This is a genomic window from Myxococcus sp. CA023 (genome assembly GCF_010998615.1).
GTDB lineage: Bacteria > Myxococcota > Myxococcia > Myxococcales > Myxococcaceae > Myxococcus.
This window is the reverse complement of record NZ_JAAEAH010000003.1, coordinates 1-21217: the sequence shown is the minus strand read 5'-3', so window position 1 is coordinate 21217 and position 21217 is coordinate 1. Positions and strand designations below refer to the sequence as shown.

The following is a 21217-nucleotide window of genomic DNA, read 5'->3' as shown; positions in this document are numbered from 1 at the left end:
GCCATGAGCCCGAAGCCTTCCGACAGGCGCCCTCCCGTGGGCTTTCCGCTGCGGCTCGTGCCGGACGAACGCGGCGAGCTGGCGTTTCCTTCGCTGGAAGCCAGCGTGCGTCAGTCCATCGAGGTCATCCTCCGCACGCGCCCCGGCGAGCAGCTCATGCGACAGGGCTTCGGCGCCGGGCTGGAGCGGATGATGGGGCAGCCCAACACCGTATCCACCCGCCGGCGCATCCAAGAGCTGGTGCAGCGCGCACTCACCGAGTGGGAGCCGCGCCTGGAACTCATCCGCGTGGACGTGCTGGAGCTGGCGGACCTGCCCGCCCAGGTCCGCGTGGAAATCGTCTACCGCCTGCGCCGCACGGGTGACGTGCAGCAGCTCGGGCTCGCCATGGACCTCGGAGGCTAGATGCCCATCATTCCTCCCCGACTCGACGACAGGAGCTTCCCGGACCTCGTCGAGGAGCTGCTCTCCCGCATCCCAGGCCATACCCCGGAGTGGACCCATGCCCGCGTGGGCGACCCGGGGCGCACTCTGCTGGAGCTCTTCGCCTGGCTGGCGGACTCCATCCTCTACCGCGCCAACCTCATTCCCGAGCGCCAGCGACTGGCCTTCCTTCGGCTGCTGGGCGCGAGCCTGCGCCCCGCCGAGGCCGCCACCGGCGTGGTGAGCGTGCACTTCGACACCGAGGTGCTCCAGCCTTCCGTGTCGCTGCGGGCCTTCGCCTCGTTGCGCAAGCCCGTGCCCTTCGAAACGCTGGATGAGCTGACCGTGGTGCACCTCACCGCCGAGGCGTACCGAAAGCGCCCGCTCACGGAGACGGAGCGTCAGCAGCACGCGTCGATGCTGCCCCGGCTCGCACAAGTCTACGGCCTGGACCCCAAGGCCCAGCACGGCTTCTACGCGACGACGCCTGTGTTCCCCCTCGGCGCCGCTGACCCGCGCGGGCTGGACCTGGTGACGGAGACGGTGGACGGAAGCCTGTGGCTCGCGCTGCTCGCCCCCAAGACGGAGCACGTGGTGGCCCTCCGTGAGGACCTGACGAAGGGGAACGGACAGGGGCCTCGCGTCCTGAGCGTGGGCGTCTCCCCCGTCATGGAGGTCCCCGCCCTGTCCGAGCTGCTCGGGGCGCGCGGCCGGCTGCCGCACGTCTGGGAGGTGACGGGCACGCCCGCCGCGGACGGGTTGCCGGTGTATCACCGGCTCACCGTCGTGGCGGACTCGACGCAAGAGCTGTCCCGCCGGGGCGTCGTACGGATGCTGCTGCCATCCGACCTGGGCGCGCCGGTCAATGACGTGAGGACGGACGCGCGCGCCGGCCTGGGCGACCGGCCGCCACGCCTGGACGACCCAAGAGTGGCGGCGCGATTGGTGACCTGGCTGCGCCTGCGTCCCAGCGGCAAGCCGGAGCGCTTCGCGCTGGGCTGGGTGGACATCAACGCGGTTGAAGTGGACCAGCGCGAGACGACCGGCGGACGCCTGATTGGACAGAGCGACGGCAACGCGGAGCAGGAGTTTCGCCTGCCCTCCGGCTCTGTGGAGCGCGCAACGTTCCAGCTCTTCATCGAAGAGCCAGGGGCGGGCTACCGCGAGTGGCGGCTCATCGAAGACCTCGCGCTGGCCCGCCGCGACGAGCCTGTCTACGCCCTGGACTCCGAGGCGGGCGCCGCCCGCTGTGGAGATGGCGTGCGCGGACGCGTGCCTCCCGCGGGTGCCCAGGTGCTGGTGGCCCGGATGCGCAGCGGAGGCGGCGCCGCGGGAAATCTCCCGCCTGGCAGCTTGAAGGACATCAGCGCCTTCCGGGTCGATGGAAGCCCCGCGCCGGGGCTGCGGGTACAACAGCCGGAGCCCACGCTGGGTGGCCGGGACGCGGAGACGCTGGCGGAGGCCGAGCGCCGCATCCCCGCGCTGCTGCGCCACGTGGACCGGGCCGTGACGGAGGAGGACTACCGGCGGCTCGCGGCGAGCACCCCCGGCGTGCAGTTGGGGCGCGTGGAGGTGCTGCCCCGCTTCGAGCCAAGGCGACGGCGAGACGGTGTTCCCGGCGTCGTCTCCGTCATGGTGTTGCCCACGGCCACGCGGCTGGAGCCGCCCTACCCGCGGGCGGACCGGCCGCTGCTGGAAGCCGTCCATGCCTACCTGGATGCGCGCCGGCCGCTCACCACCGAGCTCTACGTGATTGGCTGCGAGTACGTCCCACTGGGGCTCGGCGTGGGCATCACCGTGCGCGAGGGCTTTGGCAGGGAGACAGTGGTGCAGGCGGTGCGGCAGGCCGTGCGCCGCTTCATCTTCCCGCTGCCGGCGGGAGGTCCCACCGGAGAGGGCTGGCCGCTGGGCCGGGACGTCCAGGACCGGGAGCTCTATGTGGCGGTGGCACAGGTCCCCGGGGTGGCCAGCATCGCCGGGGTGAGCCTCTTCGCCTGGGGAACGGTGACGCGCGTGCTGAGAGACCCTCGCCGCGCCGGTGCCACGGCCGACGTGGCGCGCTTCACGGTGGAGCCCCCTGCTCCGTCCGTCCGGCAGGCCGAGGGCCCAGTCAACCCGAGCTGGCTCCAGCTCAAGGGCAGCACCGCGACGACGCCAGTGGAGCTGTCCATCGCGGACTGGCAGCTCCCGGAGTTGCTCAAGGTGGCGGTGAATGCCGATGGAGAGGTGCCAACGATGCTCCACGGCATCGGCGATGAGGGAAGCGGCGGCATGGACTCCTCGCAGGCGGGCGTGGCGGTGCCCATGGTCCCCGAGGTCTGCTGATGGACGCCAACCGCCTCCGGTTCTACATGCTGGCGGACGCGCCGGACTGGGTCACGGAGAGCTCGGTCTCCGCGGGCGAGGTGTGTCTCTACGACGCGAAGCGCAGGACGCTCCGGCTGGGAAGCCTGGGAGAGAGCCGCACCTTCGATGAGGCGCTCGACCTCGCGGTGCTGGAGCCCAGGCTCGCTCGCGTACCGGGCGCGGTGGACGCCTTCGGCACGTGGGCCTGGTGGGACAACGTGGCCGGGCAGGTGCGCGCGGCGGGCGGGGGCGCTGACACCACCCTGCGATTCGAGCCCGCGCAGGTAGGGCTGTCCGGCGCGGTGACGGACCTGTCGCCTGGAGTTGGCGGCATCCTCTACCTCGCGGTGGCCCAGCGCGTGGTGGCGCTCCACCTGCGCAAGGTGTGGTCCGCCGTGGTCTTCCCGGCCGAAGGCATCGCCGCGCACCGCATCGCCGCGGACCCGCGGGGTGGCGCCTATGTCCTGAGTGGTCCGCCTTCCTTCGCGCCCAACGCACCACCCGCCGTGCTCGGCCGGGTGGACGGGCAGCCGCTTCCGGACGTCCTGTCCATTCCCTCCGGCGCTGGCTTGTTCCGCCCGACGGAAGAGAACCCGGACCCGCCTCGGACCCGGGTGCTGGAGACGCTCGCGTGGCCTGGCGAAGTGCCGGTGGCGCTCGCATGTGACACCGAGGGACGGCTTGCGGTGCTGAGCTGGGTCATGGACCCGGCGCTCGCGGGTGTTCCCCCAGACGCGGCGCACGCGCGGCTGCGCTTCTACACGGGCCGCTTCTCCACGCCCGTCGCGCTCCCGGGTGTGCTGCGGCCCTTCAGTCTCGCCATCCTTCCGGACGGCCGCGCCGCGGTGCTGTCGCTGCTCGACGACGGCAAGGTGGAGGCGGTGGCCTACGCGCTCCCGGCCGGTGCGTCAGAGGCGATTCCCCAGGGGGACTACTTTCCCCTGCCCGGCCATGACGGGGGTCCCTTTCTCCAGGGGGCGCAGCCTCCGCACCACGCCGTCACCCCAGGGCTGGCCGACATGGCGCCCGTGCCGCTTCAAGCCCTGTCGCTGCCCCGGTGCGCCGAGCGGGGCCGCGCCGCCAACCCGCCGAACCGACCCTTCGACTCGGGCGACGGGCGCACGGTGTGGCACCGCCTGTACGTGGAGGCGCTGCTGCCCCCACGCACCGGGGTGCGCGTCTGGCTTGCCGCGACCGACGAACCCCTGGCTCCGCCGAGCGCCTCGCCACACTGGCACGAGCATCGCCTGGGCCTCATCCCGGAAGCCCCTGTTCATCCAGACGTCCCGCACGGGAGCTGGGTACCGCTGCCGTCGGAGGTGCCGTTCCAACCAGGGATGCTGCCCACGCCGCCGGCCCCGGGTGAGAGTGGCCTGTTCACCGTCCTCATCCAGCGCGCCCACGCGAAGGTGCGTGCGCTCTCCGGACGGTACCTGTGGGTGCGGGTGGAGCTGTTCGGCGACGGCCGCCGGACGCCCGAAGTGGGAGCGCTGCGCGCGTATGCATCGCGCTTCTCCTACGTGGACAACTACCTGCCGTCCCTCTATCGCGAGGAGCTCTTCGGCGAGGACGCGGACACCGCCGGCCGGGCGACTCCCGCGGACTTCCTGGAGCGTTTCCTCGGCATCGTCGAGGGTGTGCTGACGCCCATCGAGGACCGCATCGCCCATGCGCACGTGCTCACCGACCCGGGGCACGTGCCGGGTGATTCGCTGGAGTGGCTCGCGAGCTGGGTAGGCCTCTCCTTCGACCCCGTGGTGGGCGAGAGCCAGCGGCGCGCGATGCTCCGGTCCGCGCCCGCGCTCGCCCGGCGGCGCGGCTGCGTCGAGGGCCTGCGCCTGGCGCTGGACCTGGTCACGGACGGCGCGGTGAACCGAGGCGCGGTGGTGGTAGTGGAGGACTTCCGGCTTCGGCGCACACTGGCGACCATCCTCGGCGCGGACCTCGCGGACGCGGAGGACCCGTTGCTGCCGGGCCTGGCACGGAGCGGGAACTCCTACGTGGGCGACACGCTCCTCCTCGGGGATGAGACTCGCAAGGAGTTCCTGGCCGTCTTCGGGGACGCAACGCTTCAGACGCGAGCGGAAGCGGAGGCGGTGGAGCAGTTCCTGGAGAGGCTGGCACACCGGCTCACGGTGCTGGTGCACCAGGGCACGGACACGCGGACCCTGGGCCTCATCCGGAAGGTGGCGGAGCAGGAGGCCCCCGCGCACGTGCAGGTCTCCGTCATCACCGCGAGCCGTCCGCTGCTCGTCGGAGTCGCGTCGCTGGTGGGCGTGGACACCTACGTCGGACCCGCCCCCGCCCCCACCTCGGTGCGAGTGGGCCACAGCGTGCTGGGGCTCGCGGACGTCATTGAGCGCCCGTCGAGCCTGGACCCCAGATTGGAAGGAGGTTGATGACCATGTCGCCCCCGAATGACGCCTTGCTCGACGCGGAGACACGAGACCGGCTCCACTACGACACCGGCGTGCTCCTGGACGCGGGAGACTTCACCGCCGAGCAGACCTATCACCGAGGCCGGCTCACCCGGGCCCTGGCGTACCTTCACGGCGTCGGGACGGTGGCCGGGCTCAAGGTGAGTCACCACGAGGGCACCGAGCCGGAGCATGAGGAGATCCGGGTGTCCGCCGGGCTCGCGTTGGACCCCTTCGGCCGGTTGGTGGAAGTGCCCATGGATGCGTGTCTCAAGCTGGACCGCTGGTACTGGCAGGAGCCGCTGGAGATGGCCGACTTCGGCGTCTTCACCCCGGCCGAGTACCGGCTGAGCCCCGGTGCCGCGGGATTTCCGCCCACGGGGGTGGTGGCGGACCTGTTCCTGCGTTTCCTCCAGTGCGAGCGCGGCAAGACGCCTGCCTTCGCGGCGGGGCCCTTCGACGCCATGGACGCCGTGGTCGCCTCGCGCATTCGCGATGGATACGAGCTGCGACTGGTGCCGCGCTCCACGGCGTATCCCCCTCCGGAGGTCCCCAAGAGCCCCTTCCCGGACCCCGTGGACGAACCAGACCCGGTGCAGCGGCGCATCAAGCTTCGGCAGGCCATCTTCAACGCCTGGCGAGGCAGCCGCGAACAGGAGCTGGCGAAGCTGTGGAGCGACACCTTCATCCCGGCCTCGCTGCTGACGGACCCGACCCAGCCCGACCTGAAGGTGAGGGATCCCGCGTGGGTCTTCCTCGCCCGCGTCGTCATCGGAGCAACGGACGTGGAGGACGTGCGCGGCACGGAGGTGCGGCCCACGCGGCAGGGGAATGTCTACGTCGACAATGACCTGAGGCCCTTCAGCCTCTCGACCGCCGCGCTCGCCCGGTGGATGGGCGTCTTCTAGGCCCGACTCTCTCGAAGGGGGATAACCGTGTTCAACCCAACCAGTGGACCCGCCCGGGAGAAGCTCACCTGGGAGACGGCACAAGCGCTGGAGACCGCCCGGGCAATGGTGCACGACGACCGGCGCGTGCGCTCTTTCTTCTTCGACGGGCGCTTCCTCACCGCGAAGGACCTCACGCGGGAGCAGACCTACTTCCTCACGCGGCAGGCCGACCTCTCACGGGCCAATGGCACCGGGGTGATGCACGGACTGACCGTCACGCCCAGCCAGGACCGCACGACGCTCACCGTCCGCCTGGGCCATGGACTGACACCCGGCGGCGAATTGGTGGTCGTGCCTCGTGACTTGACGGGCATCCGCCTGGACGACATCCCGGAGATTCAACGGCTGGACGCGGCCTTCGGGCTCGCCCCCGTGCCGCGCGAACTGGCGCGGAGCCGCTCTGGGTTGTACGTGCTGGTGCTGCGCCCCGTGGAGTACACGGCGAACCCCGTTGCCTCGTACCCCACATCGCTGGGCGCCGCGCGGACCACGCAGGACGGCGACATCATCGAGGCGGTGGCGCTGACGCTCATCCCCTACCCAGACCCGGTGAGCGGTGGCACCTTCGAGACGCGCCGCAGCCGCGCGGCCCATGAAGTCTTCGCTGGTGCGGGGATGCGGAACCTCCCCGTGGACGCGCTGCCACTGGCGATGCTGGCACTGGACCGAGGCACCCTCCGCTGGCTGGACACCTTCCTGGTGCGGCGTGAGGTGGGCGCCGAACAGCGCAGCGTAGTGGGCTTCGGCGTGGCACCACGCGAGCTGCGTGAAGCCCACGCGCTTCAATATCAGCAGCACCTGAAGGAGGTGCTCCAGGCGCGTCGCGCGGCGGGCCAGAGCGAGCGGTTCCTCGCGAGCGAGCACTTCTTCACGCTGCCCGCCGCGGGGACCCTGCCCGCGGCGGCCATCGAGGCGGGCAGCCTCACGGAGTTCTACTTCCCGCCCGAAGTGGACGTCGAGCTGACGGTGGTGGCCGAGGACGAGCTCGGCGCCATCCTCGACGAGTCCCTTCAACTGCCCCCCATCGACCTCACGCAGACGGGCGAGGCCCTGGAGTCGGTGTCCGTCCTGGTGATGGTGCCCGTGGCGCGCCATGGCATGGCGCAGCGGCTGGAGGGCCTCCGCGAGGTGCTGCGCGCGGCGCCGCTCAAGCTGCGGGCGGCGGCGGTGGGACAGGTGGCGCGGCGGCTGCCCGCGCATGCCCTGCTGGACCTCACGCGCCGCTGGCAGGTCCAGCCCGTGCCCGAGGCGCCCGTGACAGACCTGGTGGACGCGGCGTGGAGCGAGCTGCTCTCCGGCTCGCGGACCCTCTGGTATGCCTGCCGACGCAGCCTGCCGCTCCACCACTCCGCGGCGGGCCAGCCGCTGCCCGAGCCGGAGGACCACGACGGCGAGCAGCACTTCGAGGAGCTGGTGAAGAAGCTCCGGCAGGCGGAGCTCTATGACGAGTTCTCCGCCCTGCCCCAGCGCGGCACCGCCATGGCCATTGGCCAGCTCGTTCCCCTGCTCAACACGCTCGCCCACGGAACCACGCGGTGGCAGTTCGCGGGCATGGCCTCCGCCACGCTGCGGCTGGAGCGCATCCAGCACAAGGAGTACATGGCCGCGCTCAACCGCTTCCCTGCCACCGTCAAGCAGGGCCTGGCGAGGCTCGAGGCGGCCCCCAGCCTCCTGAACGTGCCGCTGGCCACCCTGGCCGCGTCCTACCGGATGCCCGACATCGGGGCCTACGTGATGACGCTCACCGCCGCGGCCTACGCCACGTTCGTGACGGAGTTGAAGAAGCTGCTGGACGAAGGTGTGTCGCTCGACGAGGCGTTCCTGGCGCTGCGGAGCTGAGAGATGATTACCAAGCCGATTGCGGATCCGCTGGCCAACGAGCATGTGCTCCGCGTGGAGCCACGCATGGCGCCCTTCGGCGTGGACGCCGAGTGGCGGAGGAGGGCCCACTTCTTCACGGGACGCGCCGTGTCGGCGGACGCGCTCGCGCTGGAACAGGAACATCGCGCGGGGAGGCTCGCGCTCCTGGGCCAGCACCTCACGCCGGGCATCGTCGCCGGGCTGGAGGTTCATCTGGAGCGGGTGGGCACGCAGACCTTCGTTCATGTCCGGCCCGGCAACGGCATCGCCGTGACAGGCGAGGACGTCATCGTCCGCCGGCAGCTCCGCGCCCCGCTGGGAGCGATTCCCCTCTTCCCGGGACACCGGGACCCTTCCACGTTCTCCCTGGAGGCACTCGCCAACGAAGAGCCCCCTGCGGACCCGCCGCCATTTCCCAAAGCCGCGGTGCTGGTACTGGTCCCCACCACGTCCGTGTTGACGCCACCGGCCTCGCAGACCGACGCCTGCGAGGTGGACCCGGAGTCCTATGCATTCGAGGACGCGGTGCGCACGGAGGGCGCGGCGCTGGTGCTCTGGGGCTGGCCCGAGGGCTGGTACATGCCGCAGGACTACTCCCTGCGCTGGCGCAGCCGGCTGGTGTACAGCCTCTTCGAGCGGGAACGCCGTCGCCGGAGTGGACTGCTCGCTCCCTGGGAGCACGCGGGCGTTCCTCTTGGACTGATGGGCTTCGGGCAGGGTCCGGACGGTCCGGAGGCGTTGTTCGTCGACCGGCACGCGGTGGCACGCGCGGGTGGACTGCCACGCGCGCGCACGCCGTTGCTGAAGTCCCGCGGCTCGCCCGTGCTGTGGCAGGCGCGCATCCTCCAGTTCAACGACCACCTGGCGGAGCTTCCCCCGGAGCGGCTCGCCCAGGACAAGGCCATCCTCTACTTCCGCCGCCTGCCGCCCGTGGGCGTGCTGCCTCCGGATGCCGTGGACTACCGCGCCTGGACGCGGCGCTTCTTCCCCGACCGGTTCGAGCTGGAGGCGGTCCCCATTCCACTGGAGCAGCTCGACACGGTGGCGATGGCCAGCGCGGCCCTGGAGCCGCTGGACATCACCCGCGAGGAGCGCGTTCGCATCCTCGTCCCCGTGCCTGGCGCCGTCTATGAGCCGGGGCTGCTGCATGACGCACCGCTGGACCCCGCCTTCCTCGCTGCCATCGAAGAAGGACTTCAGCGCCTGGGCGGATGGCTGAAGCGGCGCATCGTCGTGCGCGCACGGATGAGCACCCTCAAGGACAACCTGTACGGCGCCACCGGAAAGCACTACCCCCTGGTGGACCCGGAAGCCGACCCGGACGAGGCGCGCTACATCCCCGCCGCCGACCCGACGAACCCCACCGAAGAGGATTACGGAACGTCGGGTGAGACGGTGCCCTCGGCCGAGGCCTACCTCCAGAACCACTTCGAGCCGTCCTGGGGGTTGGCCGTCGATGCGCGCTCCGATTTGCTGCCTCGGCCCCAGGGAGACCCGACGCCCCGGCTGGAGTTCGCCGGACAGCTCACCTCCGCGCCCGTGGTCATCTCCACCGAGGACCGGGCGCATGTGTTGTTCCGGGGACCATTCTGGACGCTGGGCTACCGGACCTTCGACGGCCGGGCGTGGAGCAAGGTGACGCCCGTGCTCCAGGGCAAGGTCAGGTCACGCTCGGTGCCCGTCGCGGCGATGTGGCCGCGCGGGCGGCTGGACGTCTACTTCCGCGACGATCAGGGCAACCTGCACAACACCTACCTGGACACCCGGGTCAGCAATCAGCCCTGGAGCAGCCCTCGCGTGCTGGCGAGCGACGTCATGGGAGATGCCGCCGCGGTGTCACCCTCCGAGGGACGCACGGACGTCTTCTACCAGGCCCTCCGAGGGCAGGTCCTCTCACTCTGGTGGATGACCGTCACCGCCTCACGCGTCATCCGGCCGAAGCCCTTTGAGACGCCGCTCGCGTTCAAGGGCGAGCCCATCTCGGCGGTGGTGTCACGGGGCCAGCTCATGGCCTTCCTCCTGGACGCCCAGCGCAACATCCAGCAGGTCACCGTCTCCCCGGATCCCACGCACGGCGCGGTGGTCTGGACCAACCACTCGCTGGGCCGGGAGATTCGCTGGCTCAAGGCCTGCGCCTCACCGGATGACAGCACCGTGGATCTGGTCGCGCTCACGGGCAGCTCCCTGCTGCACCGGCGCTTCAACGGTTTGGTGTGGAGCGAGTGGAAAGACCTGGGCAACAGCCATTCGCTCACCGCCGCGCTGTCCGCGCCAGGCAAGGGCGTGCTGGATGTCCTGTCCCGAGCGGTCAACGGACGCATCCGGTACGCCCGATTCGATGGCACCACCTGGACGCCCTGGAAGACGCTCGGCACCGAGGTGGCACGCTCCGCGCCCGCGGCCATCCGCCGCGGCGACCAACTGGATGTGATTGTCAGGGCGCGTGAGAACCTCCTGTGGCATCGGCCGGTGCGCTCGCCCCTCCACACCACCCAGCGAACCCTGGGCCTGCGTGGGCTGATGCGCGACCTGTCCAACCGAATCCAGCGAGTCGACGAGGCCGTGGACGCCGCCTTCCTTCAGGTCCAGTCGGAAATCCATCGCGTCCGCCAGCTCATGCTGGGCAGCACCACCTCCGCCGTGATGACGGCGTCTCCCGTACTGACCGACGTCGCGCAGGCCGAGACGCGTGTCGCCACATTGACGGACGTGGAGAAGTTCATCGGGGTCCTGAACGCGAAGCGCACGGTGAGCTGGTCCACGGTCCGCTACCTGGATCAATCCAACCTCCGGGACCGGCTCCTCAAGGTATCGCCCGTCATCGGCACGCTTCACTCGGCGATGGCCATCAAGCGAGAGGTGCTCGGGAAGCTGTTCACGCTGCTCTCCGGCATGGAGTTCAACCTCGAGGCCGTGCAGGTCCCCAACGTGAAGGTTCCCCCGTGGCGGAGGTCGCGCGTGCCCCCGGGGACCGGAGAGCCAACGCCCACCCCGGAGCAGCGCATCGGCATTCCGTTGAGCGAGCTGCGTGCCCTGACCGCGGAGGATTGGAACCAGGTGTTCACCGGTTACGTGGCGCCCAAGGTGCCCACGCGAGCGGAAGAGGCCACCTACTTCTCCATGTCCGTGGCCCAGCTCGAAGACGTGCTGGCCGTGCTGCGGAACCTCGAGGACCGCGTCATGCAATACCGGGAGGCCCTGGAGGAAGGTGGGCGCCTGGTGAGCGTGCTCCGGGCCCATGAGGCACGGGGAGGCGAGCGCCTGACAGTGATTGGCACGGAAGTCTCCGAGTCCCGCCAGGACGTCATGGTGGCTCGCGCGCTCCTGGCCGAGGAGCAGACCCGGCTGCAACGCATCAACGAACGACGCACCCAGGTGCTGCGCGAGCACGTTCGCTTCCTCGTCTACCACCGGCCGAGAGAGCAGGTCCTGGACCGCGCCACGCCCGTCCGCGCGTTGGACACCGGCATCTACGAGTCGGAGCTGCCCGCGGCGCTCGCGGAGACACGCGCCGCGCCTCCAGAACTCTGGGCCCTCATCCAGCTCCTGCGCGACGCCCCGCTGGACTGGTTCGCGCAGGGGCCATTGCTGTTCCAGCGCCTGGACCGGCTGGACCTCGTCCACCGGACCCTGGAAGGCGCTCGGCAGCGCGCCACGGTGCGCGTGCCCCCCGCCCTCCCCCAGATCACCCGCGCGCCCAGCCGCTCGGGTGAAGGCGTGAACCGTGTCTTCACCGCGCAGAGCCAGGTTGTCTCCCAGGCCAGGGTCGTCACCGCGGCGCTGGAGCTGGCCAGCCTCGTCCACCGCGGCTGGGCAGAGCTGGTGAAGCTGGCGTTGCCCATCACCTCCTTCGGCGACCTGATGGACACCGCGCACGGGCGGCCGGACGTCGCTCAAGCCGCGGCCCGTGAGCTGGAAAACACCGCCAAGGTAGCCACGTACCTCTACTTCCTCTTCGGCGAGGTGCCTCCACGCGTCCGGATGGAATGGGCGTCGATGCTCAGCGAGTATGACGCGCCGTGGGACCTCAGGGACCTGGCCCGGCTGCCCCAGTGGAACACGCTGGAGGTCACGAGCCGGCGCCAGCTTCAGGAGCTGGTGGACTGGCTCTTCGCGCAGATGAACCCGTCACGCACCGAGGCCGTGGCGCTGATGAACGACCTGGTGCGCTCGGCGCTGCTGCTCGCGAGCCACGCCCCCGTGGGAGAAATCGTCGCCGGGCACCTGCCGAAGCCAGCCCCCGCCAGGGTGGGAACGGTGCTGGACCTGCAAGTGGACCCATCGCGCATCCGCGTAGGCACCCATGTGCTGCTCGCATCCGGCGTTCACACGGTCCAGGCCGTGGTGGAGGACCTGGGCACCGGAACGGCCCGCGCGCGCGTCTTCTCCACGAGCGCGGCCAGCGTGAACCTCGCGGAGAAGACGGTGGCGAAGTTTTCCGAGCCCGAGCAGCGAGGCGGCCTGCTCCCGACGCCGCGGCGGACACTGCTCCGGTGACCGCGGAACGGCGAGTGCGCCAGGTGAAGCTCGCGGCGGCCAGCACCGCGCTCGTCCGGAGAGGGGCTGTCCTCCTGGAGGATGCACTGCGCACCGCATCCCTTCCGGATGCTCCCGGGGGGCGGGTGCTGGTCATCCGCCAGCTGTCGCTCGGAACGATTCACGCGGACCGCAGCCCGGCCACGCTCTCGCTCGTCGTGGAGCAACGCGTGCGCGAGCTGGCGCGGCTCGCGGTGCATGCGAGGTCGCAGGCCGCCGCCACCGCGCAGGCGGTCTACTTCCGGGATGAACTGGAACCGTTCGTGCTGCTGGCCACCCGACTTGCCCAAGGGCTGCCCCTGGACGCCTGGTTCTGGCGGTTGGCCGTTCCTGGACTGCACCCGGGCATATCCCGAGACGACGCGCTCCGCCTCACGCTCGCCAGCGCGTTGCGGACGGAGCCGGGCCATGCCGCCGCGGTGACGCTCGTCTCCGAGCTGCACGCGCTCGGCGCACTGGCCCCCCTGTTGGGCGCGCTGCGATGGCAGGATGGACCCGCGCTCGCCCGAGCCTGGTGGGGACACCTGCCGTCCCGCCCGGAGCCGCGGCTGCCCCTTGATGACGTGGGCCCGACGGCGCAGGTCTCCGAACCGCTCCAGAGTACCCTCGCGCGCTGGGCACGAACCTGGGGAGCCGGCGACGCTCGTGCCTTGTGGCTGGCCGCGGTGGCGCTCTGCACACACATGCCATCCCGGGTAGCCGCGCCCAATCTTCCATCGCGGGCATGGCGGGTGCTTGGGGCGCTCCAGGAGTCCCCTACGGCGTACCTACCCACGCCACGGGAACCGCCCCGACAAGCCCCTCCGAAGCCGGACGCACCCATGGCCCCCGCTGACACGGGCATGGTTCCGGGCATCGCAGCGTCGCCGCTTCCATCGCCGCGGGCGCTTTCCGGCACGCCGTCTTCCGACGACGTGACGAAACCCCAGGAAGCCACACCCGCGTCCCCTGCGGGTGAGACCGCGGCTCCGCGGCAGAGGGCACGCCCCGCACCCACGGACACTGACGAGGCCCCCGGAGACACCGGAACCACGCCTCAGGATACTCGCCAGCGCTACGTGACGGAGGAAGCGCTTCCCACAGTCGCAGGGGGACTGCTCTTCCTCGTGCCCATGCTGAACGCACTGGGCCTCGAGGAGTTTCTTGCAGGCCACCCGGCCCTTGCCGACCTTGGAATCCCGGAGCGCTTCCTCTGTCACGTCGCCGAGCGCCTGGGTGTTCCTTCGACGGACCCATTGTTCCGCGTGCTCCAGGAGGCCGCAGCAGAGCCGTTGCCCGAGCCCAGCCCCTTCGGCCTCCCCGTGCGATTCCAGGCAGGCGTCGGCGCGCGAGCACCGTTCCGTCTCGTCCGCGAATCCACGGGACGCTGCGTTGCCTTTGACGCACGGACCCGGATGCCGCTCGCCTCGACGTCTCACGAGGCAGCGCTGCCCCCACCCTTCGACCGATGCCTCACGACGCCCCTGGCGCACCGGCTCCCCTGGGATGACGCCACCCTCATGCTGCGCGCGGCCCTCCTCGCGGTGGGCCGCGTCACGCGACGGCTGGCACACATGGGGCTGAGAGAGCTCGTCCTCCGTCCCGGCCGCCTCGTTGTGACCCGCACGCATCTGGACATCGTCTTCGCGGCCTCGCAGGTGGACATCCGCATCCGCCGCGCGGGGCTCGACATCAACCCGGGATGGGTTCCCTGGCTCGCCCGCGTCATCCAGTACCACTATCAATACGACGAGACCGGAGCATGACGACGTCCTCCCTGCCCCTTCGCACCACGGTCCTCGCGGCGTTGGCCCTCACACAAGAGGACTCAGGGGATGGAGAAGCCATCGAGCTGCGCTTCCTGCGACAGCACCTGGATGCAACGGGGCGGGACTGGGTCGCTCGCGCTCGGGAGCGCCTCACACGTCCGGGCTCCGAGGATGCTGGACTCGTCATGCTCGGCGAAGTGCTCGGGCTCTCCCTGGTGGAGCTCCTGGCAGTGGCCCTGGTCGCAGCCGTCGAGCAGGACCCGATGGTGGGCCGGGCCGTCGCGTACCTTCAAGCACCCGTGGAGGCCTCTCGGCCAACGCTGGGACTGGTTTCCAGTGCACTGGCGCCGGCCGCCTCCGGAGGCCAGGACGCCCTGCTCCTCCTCACCGCCGGAGCGGCCCTGGGCAGCGGCCTGCTGACGCGCCTCCGGGAGGAGCTGCCACTGTGTGAGCAAACGCTGGCCATGCCGCTGCCGCTCTTCCTGGCGCTGTCTGGCCACGACGTCACCTGGCCTGGGGCAACGCTAGGCTCGGCCCGCCTCATGGACGTCCCGCTGCCTCCCTCCATCATGGATTGCGTGCACCGGTATGCGCGCTTTCTCGCAGACAAGCCTCGGTCGACGCTCGTGCTGCGCGGCACGTCCCTCTCTGAAACCCGCACCGTGGCGGCGGCGGTCGCAAGGACGCTCGGACGAGCCCCCCTCTTCCTCGGAGCAGAGCACCAGCCGGGATTGGGGCCCTTCCTGATTCAGCGAGGACTGCTCCCCGTCCATGTCCACGAGCTCGCGCCCGGCGAGCGAAAGGTCCTTCCCAACCTGCCGAACTACGGCGGCCCCGTGCTGGCCATCACCGGACCCGAGGGCACGCTCGACGCGACGGACCGCGCGGTGTTGCGCTGGTCCGTTCCACGACCTCCCAGCGAGGAACGGCGGGCACTGTGGGAGTCCTCACTGGGCGCACCGAACCTCGCCGAGGAGCTGGCCCGACGGCACCGTCAGGGAGCAGGGCGGATTTCCCAACTTGGCCGGCTGGCCCGGCAGAAAGCGGCGCTGGACGGGCGACCGGAGCCCGAGCTGCAAGACGTGCTCGCAGCGGCCTGGGAGGCGGAATCCGAGGGCATGAGCACGCTCGCGGAGCCCTTGATGGACGCCATCCACGACGACGCCATCGTCCTCGTGCCCCAGGTGAAACGAGAACTGGAGCTTCTCCTGGCGCGGTGCCGCGCTCGGGACGATCTGGTCCACGGCCTGGGCCCCTCCGCGACGGTGCGCTATCGCGCGGGTGTCCGGGCACTCTTCATGGGCGCGTCGGGAACGGGCAAGACGCTCGCCGCGGGATGGCTGGCCACGAAACTCGGACTGCCGCTCTACCGCGTGGATCTGGCATCCGTGACGAGCAAGTACATCGGTGAGACGGAGAAGAACCTCTCGCAGCTCTTCGCGCGGGCCGAGCATGCCGACCTGGTGCTGCTCTTCGATGAGGCGGACTCGCTCTTCGCCAAGCGCACCGACGTGAAGGACTCGAACGACCGGTTCGCCAACGCACAGACGAACTACCTGCTTCAGCGAATCGAGGCCTTCGATGGCGTGGCCATCCTGACCAGCAACAGCAAGAGCCGGTTCGATACAGCCTTTACGCGCCGCCTCGATGCCATCATCGACTTCACCCTGCCCGGACCCGCCGAGCGGCGCGCGCTCTGGACCACGCATCTGGGCATGGCGCACGAACTTCCCGCCAAGGAATTGAACCGACTGGCGGCGACGGCGGACCTGGCCGGAGGGCAGATTCGCAACGTGGTACTGACGGCCGCGCTCATCGCGCGTGAAGCGGGCCGCTCCATCCAACCACCGGACATCATCGAGGCGCTCGTGCATGAGTACCGGAAGCAGGGCCGCGAGCCCCCCTCCGAGCTCCGCACCACGCCCCCTGGGCTCCGCTGACGGCGCCCGTGACACATGGCGCCGCTAACGTGGCAGTCCACCCGGCCCGTTCTGCTCATCACCTTTTCGATTCTGATTTGCGCACCTTGTACTTCAGCCAGAGCATGTCGCTCTTCCGCGGCTCGCAGGAGACCAGCTTGAGATGACGGACCGGGCCCCTTCCCTCGCTCGCATCGAACAGAGAAGGCGTTCCGATGGAACCATCCGCGATGGGCGCCACCAAGACACTCAGCTCGTCGATGAGGTCCTCTGCCAGGAAGGAGCCGTTGATCTTCCCACCGCCCTCCAGGAGCAACCGCTTGATACCGAAGTCCTTACGGAGCTTTTCAAGCACCCTCGTCAAGTTCAGCTCCGTCTTGCCGCCAAACAGGTAGGAGACGCCCTTCGACTGGAGGAAGGCCAGGTAGTCGTCAGAGACCTGCTCCGTGAGAATGGTGATGACGTGCTCGTCATCGATGGAGCTCGACTTCCAGGTGAGCTTGCCCGAGGGGTCCAGCGCGATGGCGTAGGACTCCGCGTCGTGCCTCGCGATGAAGTCCGTCCTCGGAATCGGCTGCCCTGCCTTGCGTGCCGGGACCTTCGCCTTCCCCGCGTAGGGCTCCATCGAAATCCGGCCAATCATCCAGGCATCGGCGTCGAACGTCTCCGCCGTCCGCTCGTACTCGGACAGGGCGCGCGACGAGAGCTTCCAGCCCTTCGTGACGATGCGCCCATCAATGGAGGGCACCATGTGGCAAATCACGTACGGGCGCTTCGCTCTGCGCATCTGCTGTCTCCTCGGACGCTGGGCGCGGTCGCCAGGGTGACGTCTTCCCGACGAGCCCCTGAGACCGCGTGTTGACGGGCTCGACGGTGAGCCGGCCCGTATTGAACGCCAGGTGGCGGTTGCTCGCGACGGATTCTTCCTGCGCCTGCGCGGCCCTTACGACCGGCTCCCGTATTGAGCGTCGCTGACCTTCTCCATCCACTCGACGTTTCCTGATTCTGTGGGATGGATGCATCAAGCGGAGACCTTGAGATTCCCATTCCCAAGCTTGCGCGTTTTCATGATGGGCTCGCCTTGAGAGTTTTGGTGTGAGGACTCACAGCACCTGCTTCGTGGGACGCAGCAGGACCTCGTTGATGTCCACGTCGGCGGGTTGCTCGATGGCGAAGGCGATGGCCCTCGCGACGGAGTCCGCGGGAATCGCCAACTGCTGGTACATCTCCTTCACGCTGGCGGCGGTCTCCGGGTCCGAGCTCCCCATCGGCAACTCCGACTGCACCGCACCCGGGGAGATGATGGTCGTGCGGATGGAACCACCCACCTCCTGCCGCAGACCTTCAGAGATGGCGCGCACGGCGAACTTGGTGCCTGCGTACACCGCGGCCCCCATGCTGACCTTGTGCCCCGCCACCGAGGAGATGTTGATGAAGTGGCCGCTGTTCTGCCGCTGGAACACCGGGAGCGCCGCGGCGATGCCGTAGAGGACACCCTTGATGTTGGTGTCGACCATCCGGTCCCACTCGTCCACCAGCGTCTTCGCCACCGGCGCGAGCGACATCAGGCCCGCGTTGTTCACCAGGACGTCGATGCGCCCGAACCTGTCGACCGCGGCCTGGATGAACGCCGTGACCTCGGCTCGCTTCGTGACATCCACCGCACGGGCACTCGCCTGGCCCCCTCCCCGCTCGATGTCCGCCACCACGGCGGCGAGCCTGTCCGTTCGCCGCGCGCCGAGGAACACCTTCGCGCCACGGGAAGCGAGGTGGCGGGCGGTCTCCTCGCCCAGCCCGCTGCTGGCCCCCGTGATGACGACGACCTTCCCTTGAATGTTCGACATCTTCATTCTCCCGGCTTCGGGACACTGCGTCCCGCGTCTACGAAGAGAAGTACGCACCGCCCTCGCCCATGACTACACGCCGATGCGGCGATAGGCCTTGAAGGCACGCTGAAGAATCCGATGCGCTGCTCGACCGCCCCGACGCGGCGAGCAACCGCGGTGACGTCGTGGGAAGGCACGCGTCATGGATGCGCATGCTCCGAGGACTGCTCCTCATCCTCGTCATCTCGCTGGCACCTGGATTTTCACCGCGCAGCTTCTCGTCGAGATGGCGAAGGAGTTGGCCGTGCGCGCCTTCGACTAGCGACAGGTCAGCACGGGCGAGCGGGGTTGAATGACTTGCTTTCGGGTCAGGAAGACGGCGAGGACGCTTGAGCCAGAGCCCTCAGGTCGAACTCCTTCACTCCCCGGAGAGTCCGGTAGCGCTCCGGGAAGGCCGTGAGGATGAGAATCTGCAACGTGTCCCCTGCGCTCTCGATGACCTCTAGGGCGCGCTGGTGCCGGGCCGCGTCCGTGTTCACCAGTGCGTCGTCGAGGACGACGAGCTGTGGCTCCGGCCGCGGGCCTTTTTTGGCCAGCAGTTCCCCGAGCGCCAGCCTCAAAGTGAACAGGGTCTGCTCCCGCATCCCCCACGAGAAGCCCTCCAGCGGCCAGGGGCCCCCCGCCGTCTGCAACCGTGCCTCGCTGAATTCCGCGTCCAGCAAGATTTGCTCGGGCCGCCCTCCTCCACGGATATACGCAAGGCGGGAGTGGATCTCCTGCTCGATGGGCGCCAGGAACGTCTGGGTCACCTGGTCCTGCCAGGCCTGGGACATGGTGCGGAGGCTCTCCGCGGCCCGGGCCCGTGTCTCCAGTCGCTGGAACGCGGCTTCCGCCAGCGCCAGCTTCTCCTCCGCCTCGCAGAGCCGCGAGTACAGACCGTCCGCAGCCGCCTGCTCGAGCAACGCCTGCGCCCGGATGCGCTTCTCCTGGTTCTTCTTCTCCTCGTCTCCGATCCGCTCCAACGTGTCCTGCAGCTTCTTCCGCTCGACCGTGGCGCGTGCCTCCAGCCTGGGAAGCTGCGCTCGGAGCCCCTTGACCATGTTCTCCAGACGGTTCAGTTCCGCCTCCCCCCGCTCTACCTCCGCGCCCAGCCCTTCGAGCGACAAGCCCAGGGTGTTGAGCTGGGTCTTCAGCTCCAAGCCCAGCGCCTGGGCCGCAGCCTGCGCGGAATTGCGCCCCTGAGTGACGACCTTCAGGTGCTGCTCTGCCTTCCGGAGAGCCCCTTCCGCCTCCTCCCGCGCCTTGTCCCGGGCCTTCACCTCCTGCCTGCGGGCCTTGAGTTCCTCCGTCAGCGCCTTCAGCTCGGGAAATGGGTGGGTCTGTAGCTCCTCCCGCGAAAGATTGAGCTGGGCACTTAGTGCCCCCGTCTTCCGTGCCTGCTCACGCTGCTGTTCCCTGAGCACCTCGACGCTCTCGACTTTGTTGTCCTCCAAGAACTGGCTCCGTGCCTCCTCGTACTTCGACAGCTCCTGAAGCACGGCCTGCTGGGACTCCCAGGCCGCGCGCAGACCCACCACATCATCGACTCCGTGCTCATGGAGGCGGCGCGCCAGGTCCTTCCGGTGCTTCTCGACCTCCGCTTCGAGCTTGCCAATCTCCTCGGCCGCGGTGCGCACGCGGACTTCGCCCACTCCCTTGATGCGCAGTGCACCAGCGCGCACCCCCGAAAAGACCTTCTGCTCCTCGCTGGTGAGCTTGTGCGGTGTGGTGTGCCCCTGGGCCTCCCACTCGATGCGCTGCGGGCCCTCGGCCGTGAAGGAGACCTCGACCCCCTGTGCGTCCAGCCTGTCCAGGGCCTGAGTCAGCTTGCGCTGCACCTCCTCGGCGCGCTTCACCTCTGCATCTGGAAGCGCCTTCAGCGCCGCAGTCTTGCGTCGGGCATTCTCCACCGAGGTCTCCACCCGCGTCCCCTGCTTGACGAGCCCGTCCACCTTCCGCTGCTCCGCCAGGGAAGCGCGCGCATCTTCGAGGAGTCGTCCTCGTTCCACGCGCTGCTCCGCCAGTTCCATTTCCCCCTGCTGAGCCTTGTGTCGCTCGCGTGCTTCGCGAGCCCCGTCCTCGGCGCGCCGGACGAGTCCCTGGGCCTCCTGCAAGGCCGGCTCGTTGCGAGCCAGCAGGTCCTCCTGCTGGACCACCTTCTGCTGGAGCGCGAGAAGCTCTCGCTGCTTCTGGTCCAGCGCCTGCCACTCTTTTCGTTGACGCTCGACGTCCTTCTCCCGGAGCGCCGCCTGCTGCTCCAGCTTCTCCTCCTCCGCGATGCGCTCGTGCAAGCTAGCGAGCCGCTGCTCATAGGTCCTCCGTTCCTCCGCCAGGGAGATCTGCTTCTGGCCGAGGTCCATGCTCTCGCTGGCAAGCTGCTCGATCTCCGCCAACCGCTGAGTCAGCCGAGCTGCCTCCTCGCGCAACTCCCGCATGCGAGCACCCTCACGATCGAGGTCGCTTCCGGTGACGAGCTTTCCCGTCTTGGGCGTGAAGAACCGGCGGTAGGCCCCCTCCATCGCCTTCAGGAGGGACTGTTCCTCGTTGCTCAGGGCGGCGACTCCAACCGTCTCCAGGAGGCGGGCCTTGAGCGGTGTATCGAGGCCGGGCAGGTCGTACCGCTCTGCCGACTGATTCAGCCAGAGCAGCCGGGCCAAGCCCCAGTTGCCCACCTTCGTCACGCCGTTTCCGGGCAGGCTGGAGACGAGGAAGCCTCGGAGCAACGCATCCGCTTCCTGCGATTCAGCGAGCCGCTCGAACCGACTCCCCGTCCACTCATCCAGGACGCTGCTGGCGTCATCCAGGAAAGCCTTCTCAAGCCGGTAGCGCTTCCCCCCCGTCTCGAACTCCAGCGTCACTCGCGGAGAGAGCTTGGTCTGCCAGGGACGAAGCAGGTTCATCTCTCGGTCCTTCGTGGAGTGGCGGTCGAACAGCGCCCTTGCGACGGCCAGGATGAGGCTCGACTTACCCGTCTCATTGGGCGCATGGATGACATGGATGCCCGTTCCCAGCCCTTGCAGTTCCACTGAAGTTGCCCCGGTTTCGTGGAGTTCCACCCGCTGTGCGAAAAGGGTCCCACGATGCCGAAGTCACGTCCCCCATACCCGCCGGAGTTCCGTGAGCGGGTGGTCGAGCTGTTGAAAGCCGGCCGCT

The 21217-nt window shown here is 69.4% G+C and carries 11 protein-coding genes; 8 read left to right on the top strand and 3 right to left on the bottom strand.

The window, feature by feature from the left end:
- Window positions 1–3: 3 nt before the first annotated feature.
- The 8 genes from F8M74_RS01320 to F8M74_RS01285 are packed head-to-tail and all read left to right on the top strand — an operon-like array spanning window position 4 to window position 16220.
- Window positions 4–405, top strand: a complete 402-nt coding sequence (locus F8M74_RS01320; protein ID WP_141257671.1) for a GPW/gp25 family protein — start codon at window positions 4–6, stop codon at window positions 403–405.
- Window positions 406–2748, top strand: coding sequence for a putative baseplate assembly protein (locus F8M74_RS01315; protein ID WP_141257672.1), 2343 nt, complete (start codon window positions 406–408; stop codon window positions 2746–2748). It begins immediately after the preceding gene.
- Complete coding sequence (locus F8M74_RS01310) at window positions 2748–5168, top strand: phage tail protein (RefSeq protein ID WP_141257673.1); 2421 nt, start codon at window positions 2748–2750, stop codon at window positions 5166–5168. Before F8M74_RS01315 ends, F8M74_RS01310 begins: the two co-directional genes overlap by 1 nt.
- Window positions 5169–5173: 5 nt before the next feature.
- On the top strand, window positions 5174–6094 hold the full coding sequence (locus F8M74_RS01305; protein WP_228560563.1) for a hypothetical protein: 921 nt from the start codon (window positions 5174–5176) through the stop codon (window positions 6092–6094).
- Window positions 6095–6121: 27 nt separating this feature from the next.
- Window positions 6122–7975 (top strand): hypothetical protein, encoded by a 1854-nt coding sequence (locus F8M74_RS01300; RefSeq protein ID WP_141257675.1) that lies wholly within the window; start codon window positions 6122–6124, stop codon window positions 7973–7975.
- Window positions 7976–7978: 3 nt separating this feature from the next.
- Window positions 7979–12493 (top strand): hypothetical protein, encoded by a 4515-nt coding sequence (locus tag F8M74_RS01295; protein WP_141257676.1) that lies wholly within the window; start codon window positions 7979–7981, stop codon window positions 12491–12493.
- A 14-nt stretch (window positions 12494–12507) separates the two neighbouring features.
- Window positions 12508–14277: a hypothetical protein gene (locus F8M74_RS01290; RefSeq protein ID WP_228560892.1), complete on the top strand. Its 1770-nt coding sequence runs from the start codon at window positions 12508–12510 to the stop codon at window positions 14275–14277.
- Complete coding sequence (locus F8M74_RS01285) at window positions 14274–16220, top strand: ATP-binding protein (RefSeq protein ID WP_141257678.1); 1947 nt, start codon at window positions 14274–14276, stop codon at window positions 16218–16220. Before F8M74_RS01290 ends, F8M74_RS01285 begins: the two co-directional genes overlap by 4 nt.
- Window positions 16221–16278: 58 nt before the next feature.
- On the opposite strand, the gene F8M74_RS01280 is transcribed toward F8M74_RS01285, so the two are convergent.
- The 3 genes from F8M74_RS01280 to F8M74_RS01270 all read right to left on the bottom strand — a co-directional run bounded on the left by F8M74_RS01280 (window position 16279) and on the right by F8M74_RS01270 (window position 21090).
- Window positions 16279–16986 (bottom strand): RibD family protein, encoded by a 708-nt coding sequence (locus F8M74_RS01280; RefSeq protein WP_141257679.1) that lies wholly within the window; start codon window positions 16984–16986, stop codon window positions 16279–16281.
- 316 nt (window positions 16987–17302) lie between these two features.
- Entirely contained in the window at window positions 17303–18043 is a 741-nt protein-coding gene (locus F8M74_RS01275) for an SDR family oxidoreductase (RefSeq protein ID WP_141257680.1), read from the bottom strand.
- 350 nt (window positions 18044–18393) lie between these two features.
- Entirely contained in the window at window positions 18394–21090 is a 2697-nt protein-coding gene (locus F8M74_RS01270) for a hypothetical protein (protein WP_228560893.1), read from the bottom strand.
- Between the last annotated feature and the right edge of the window lie 127 nt (window positions 21091–21217).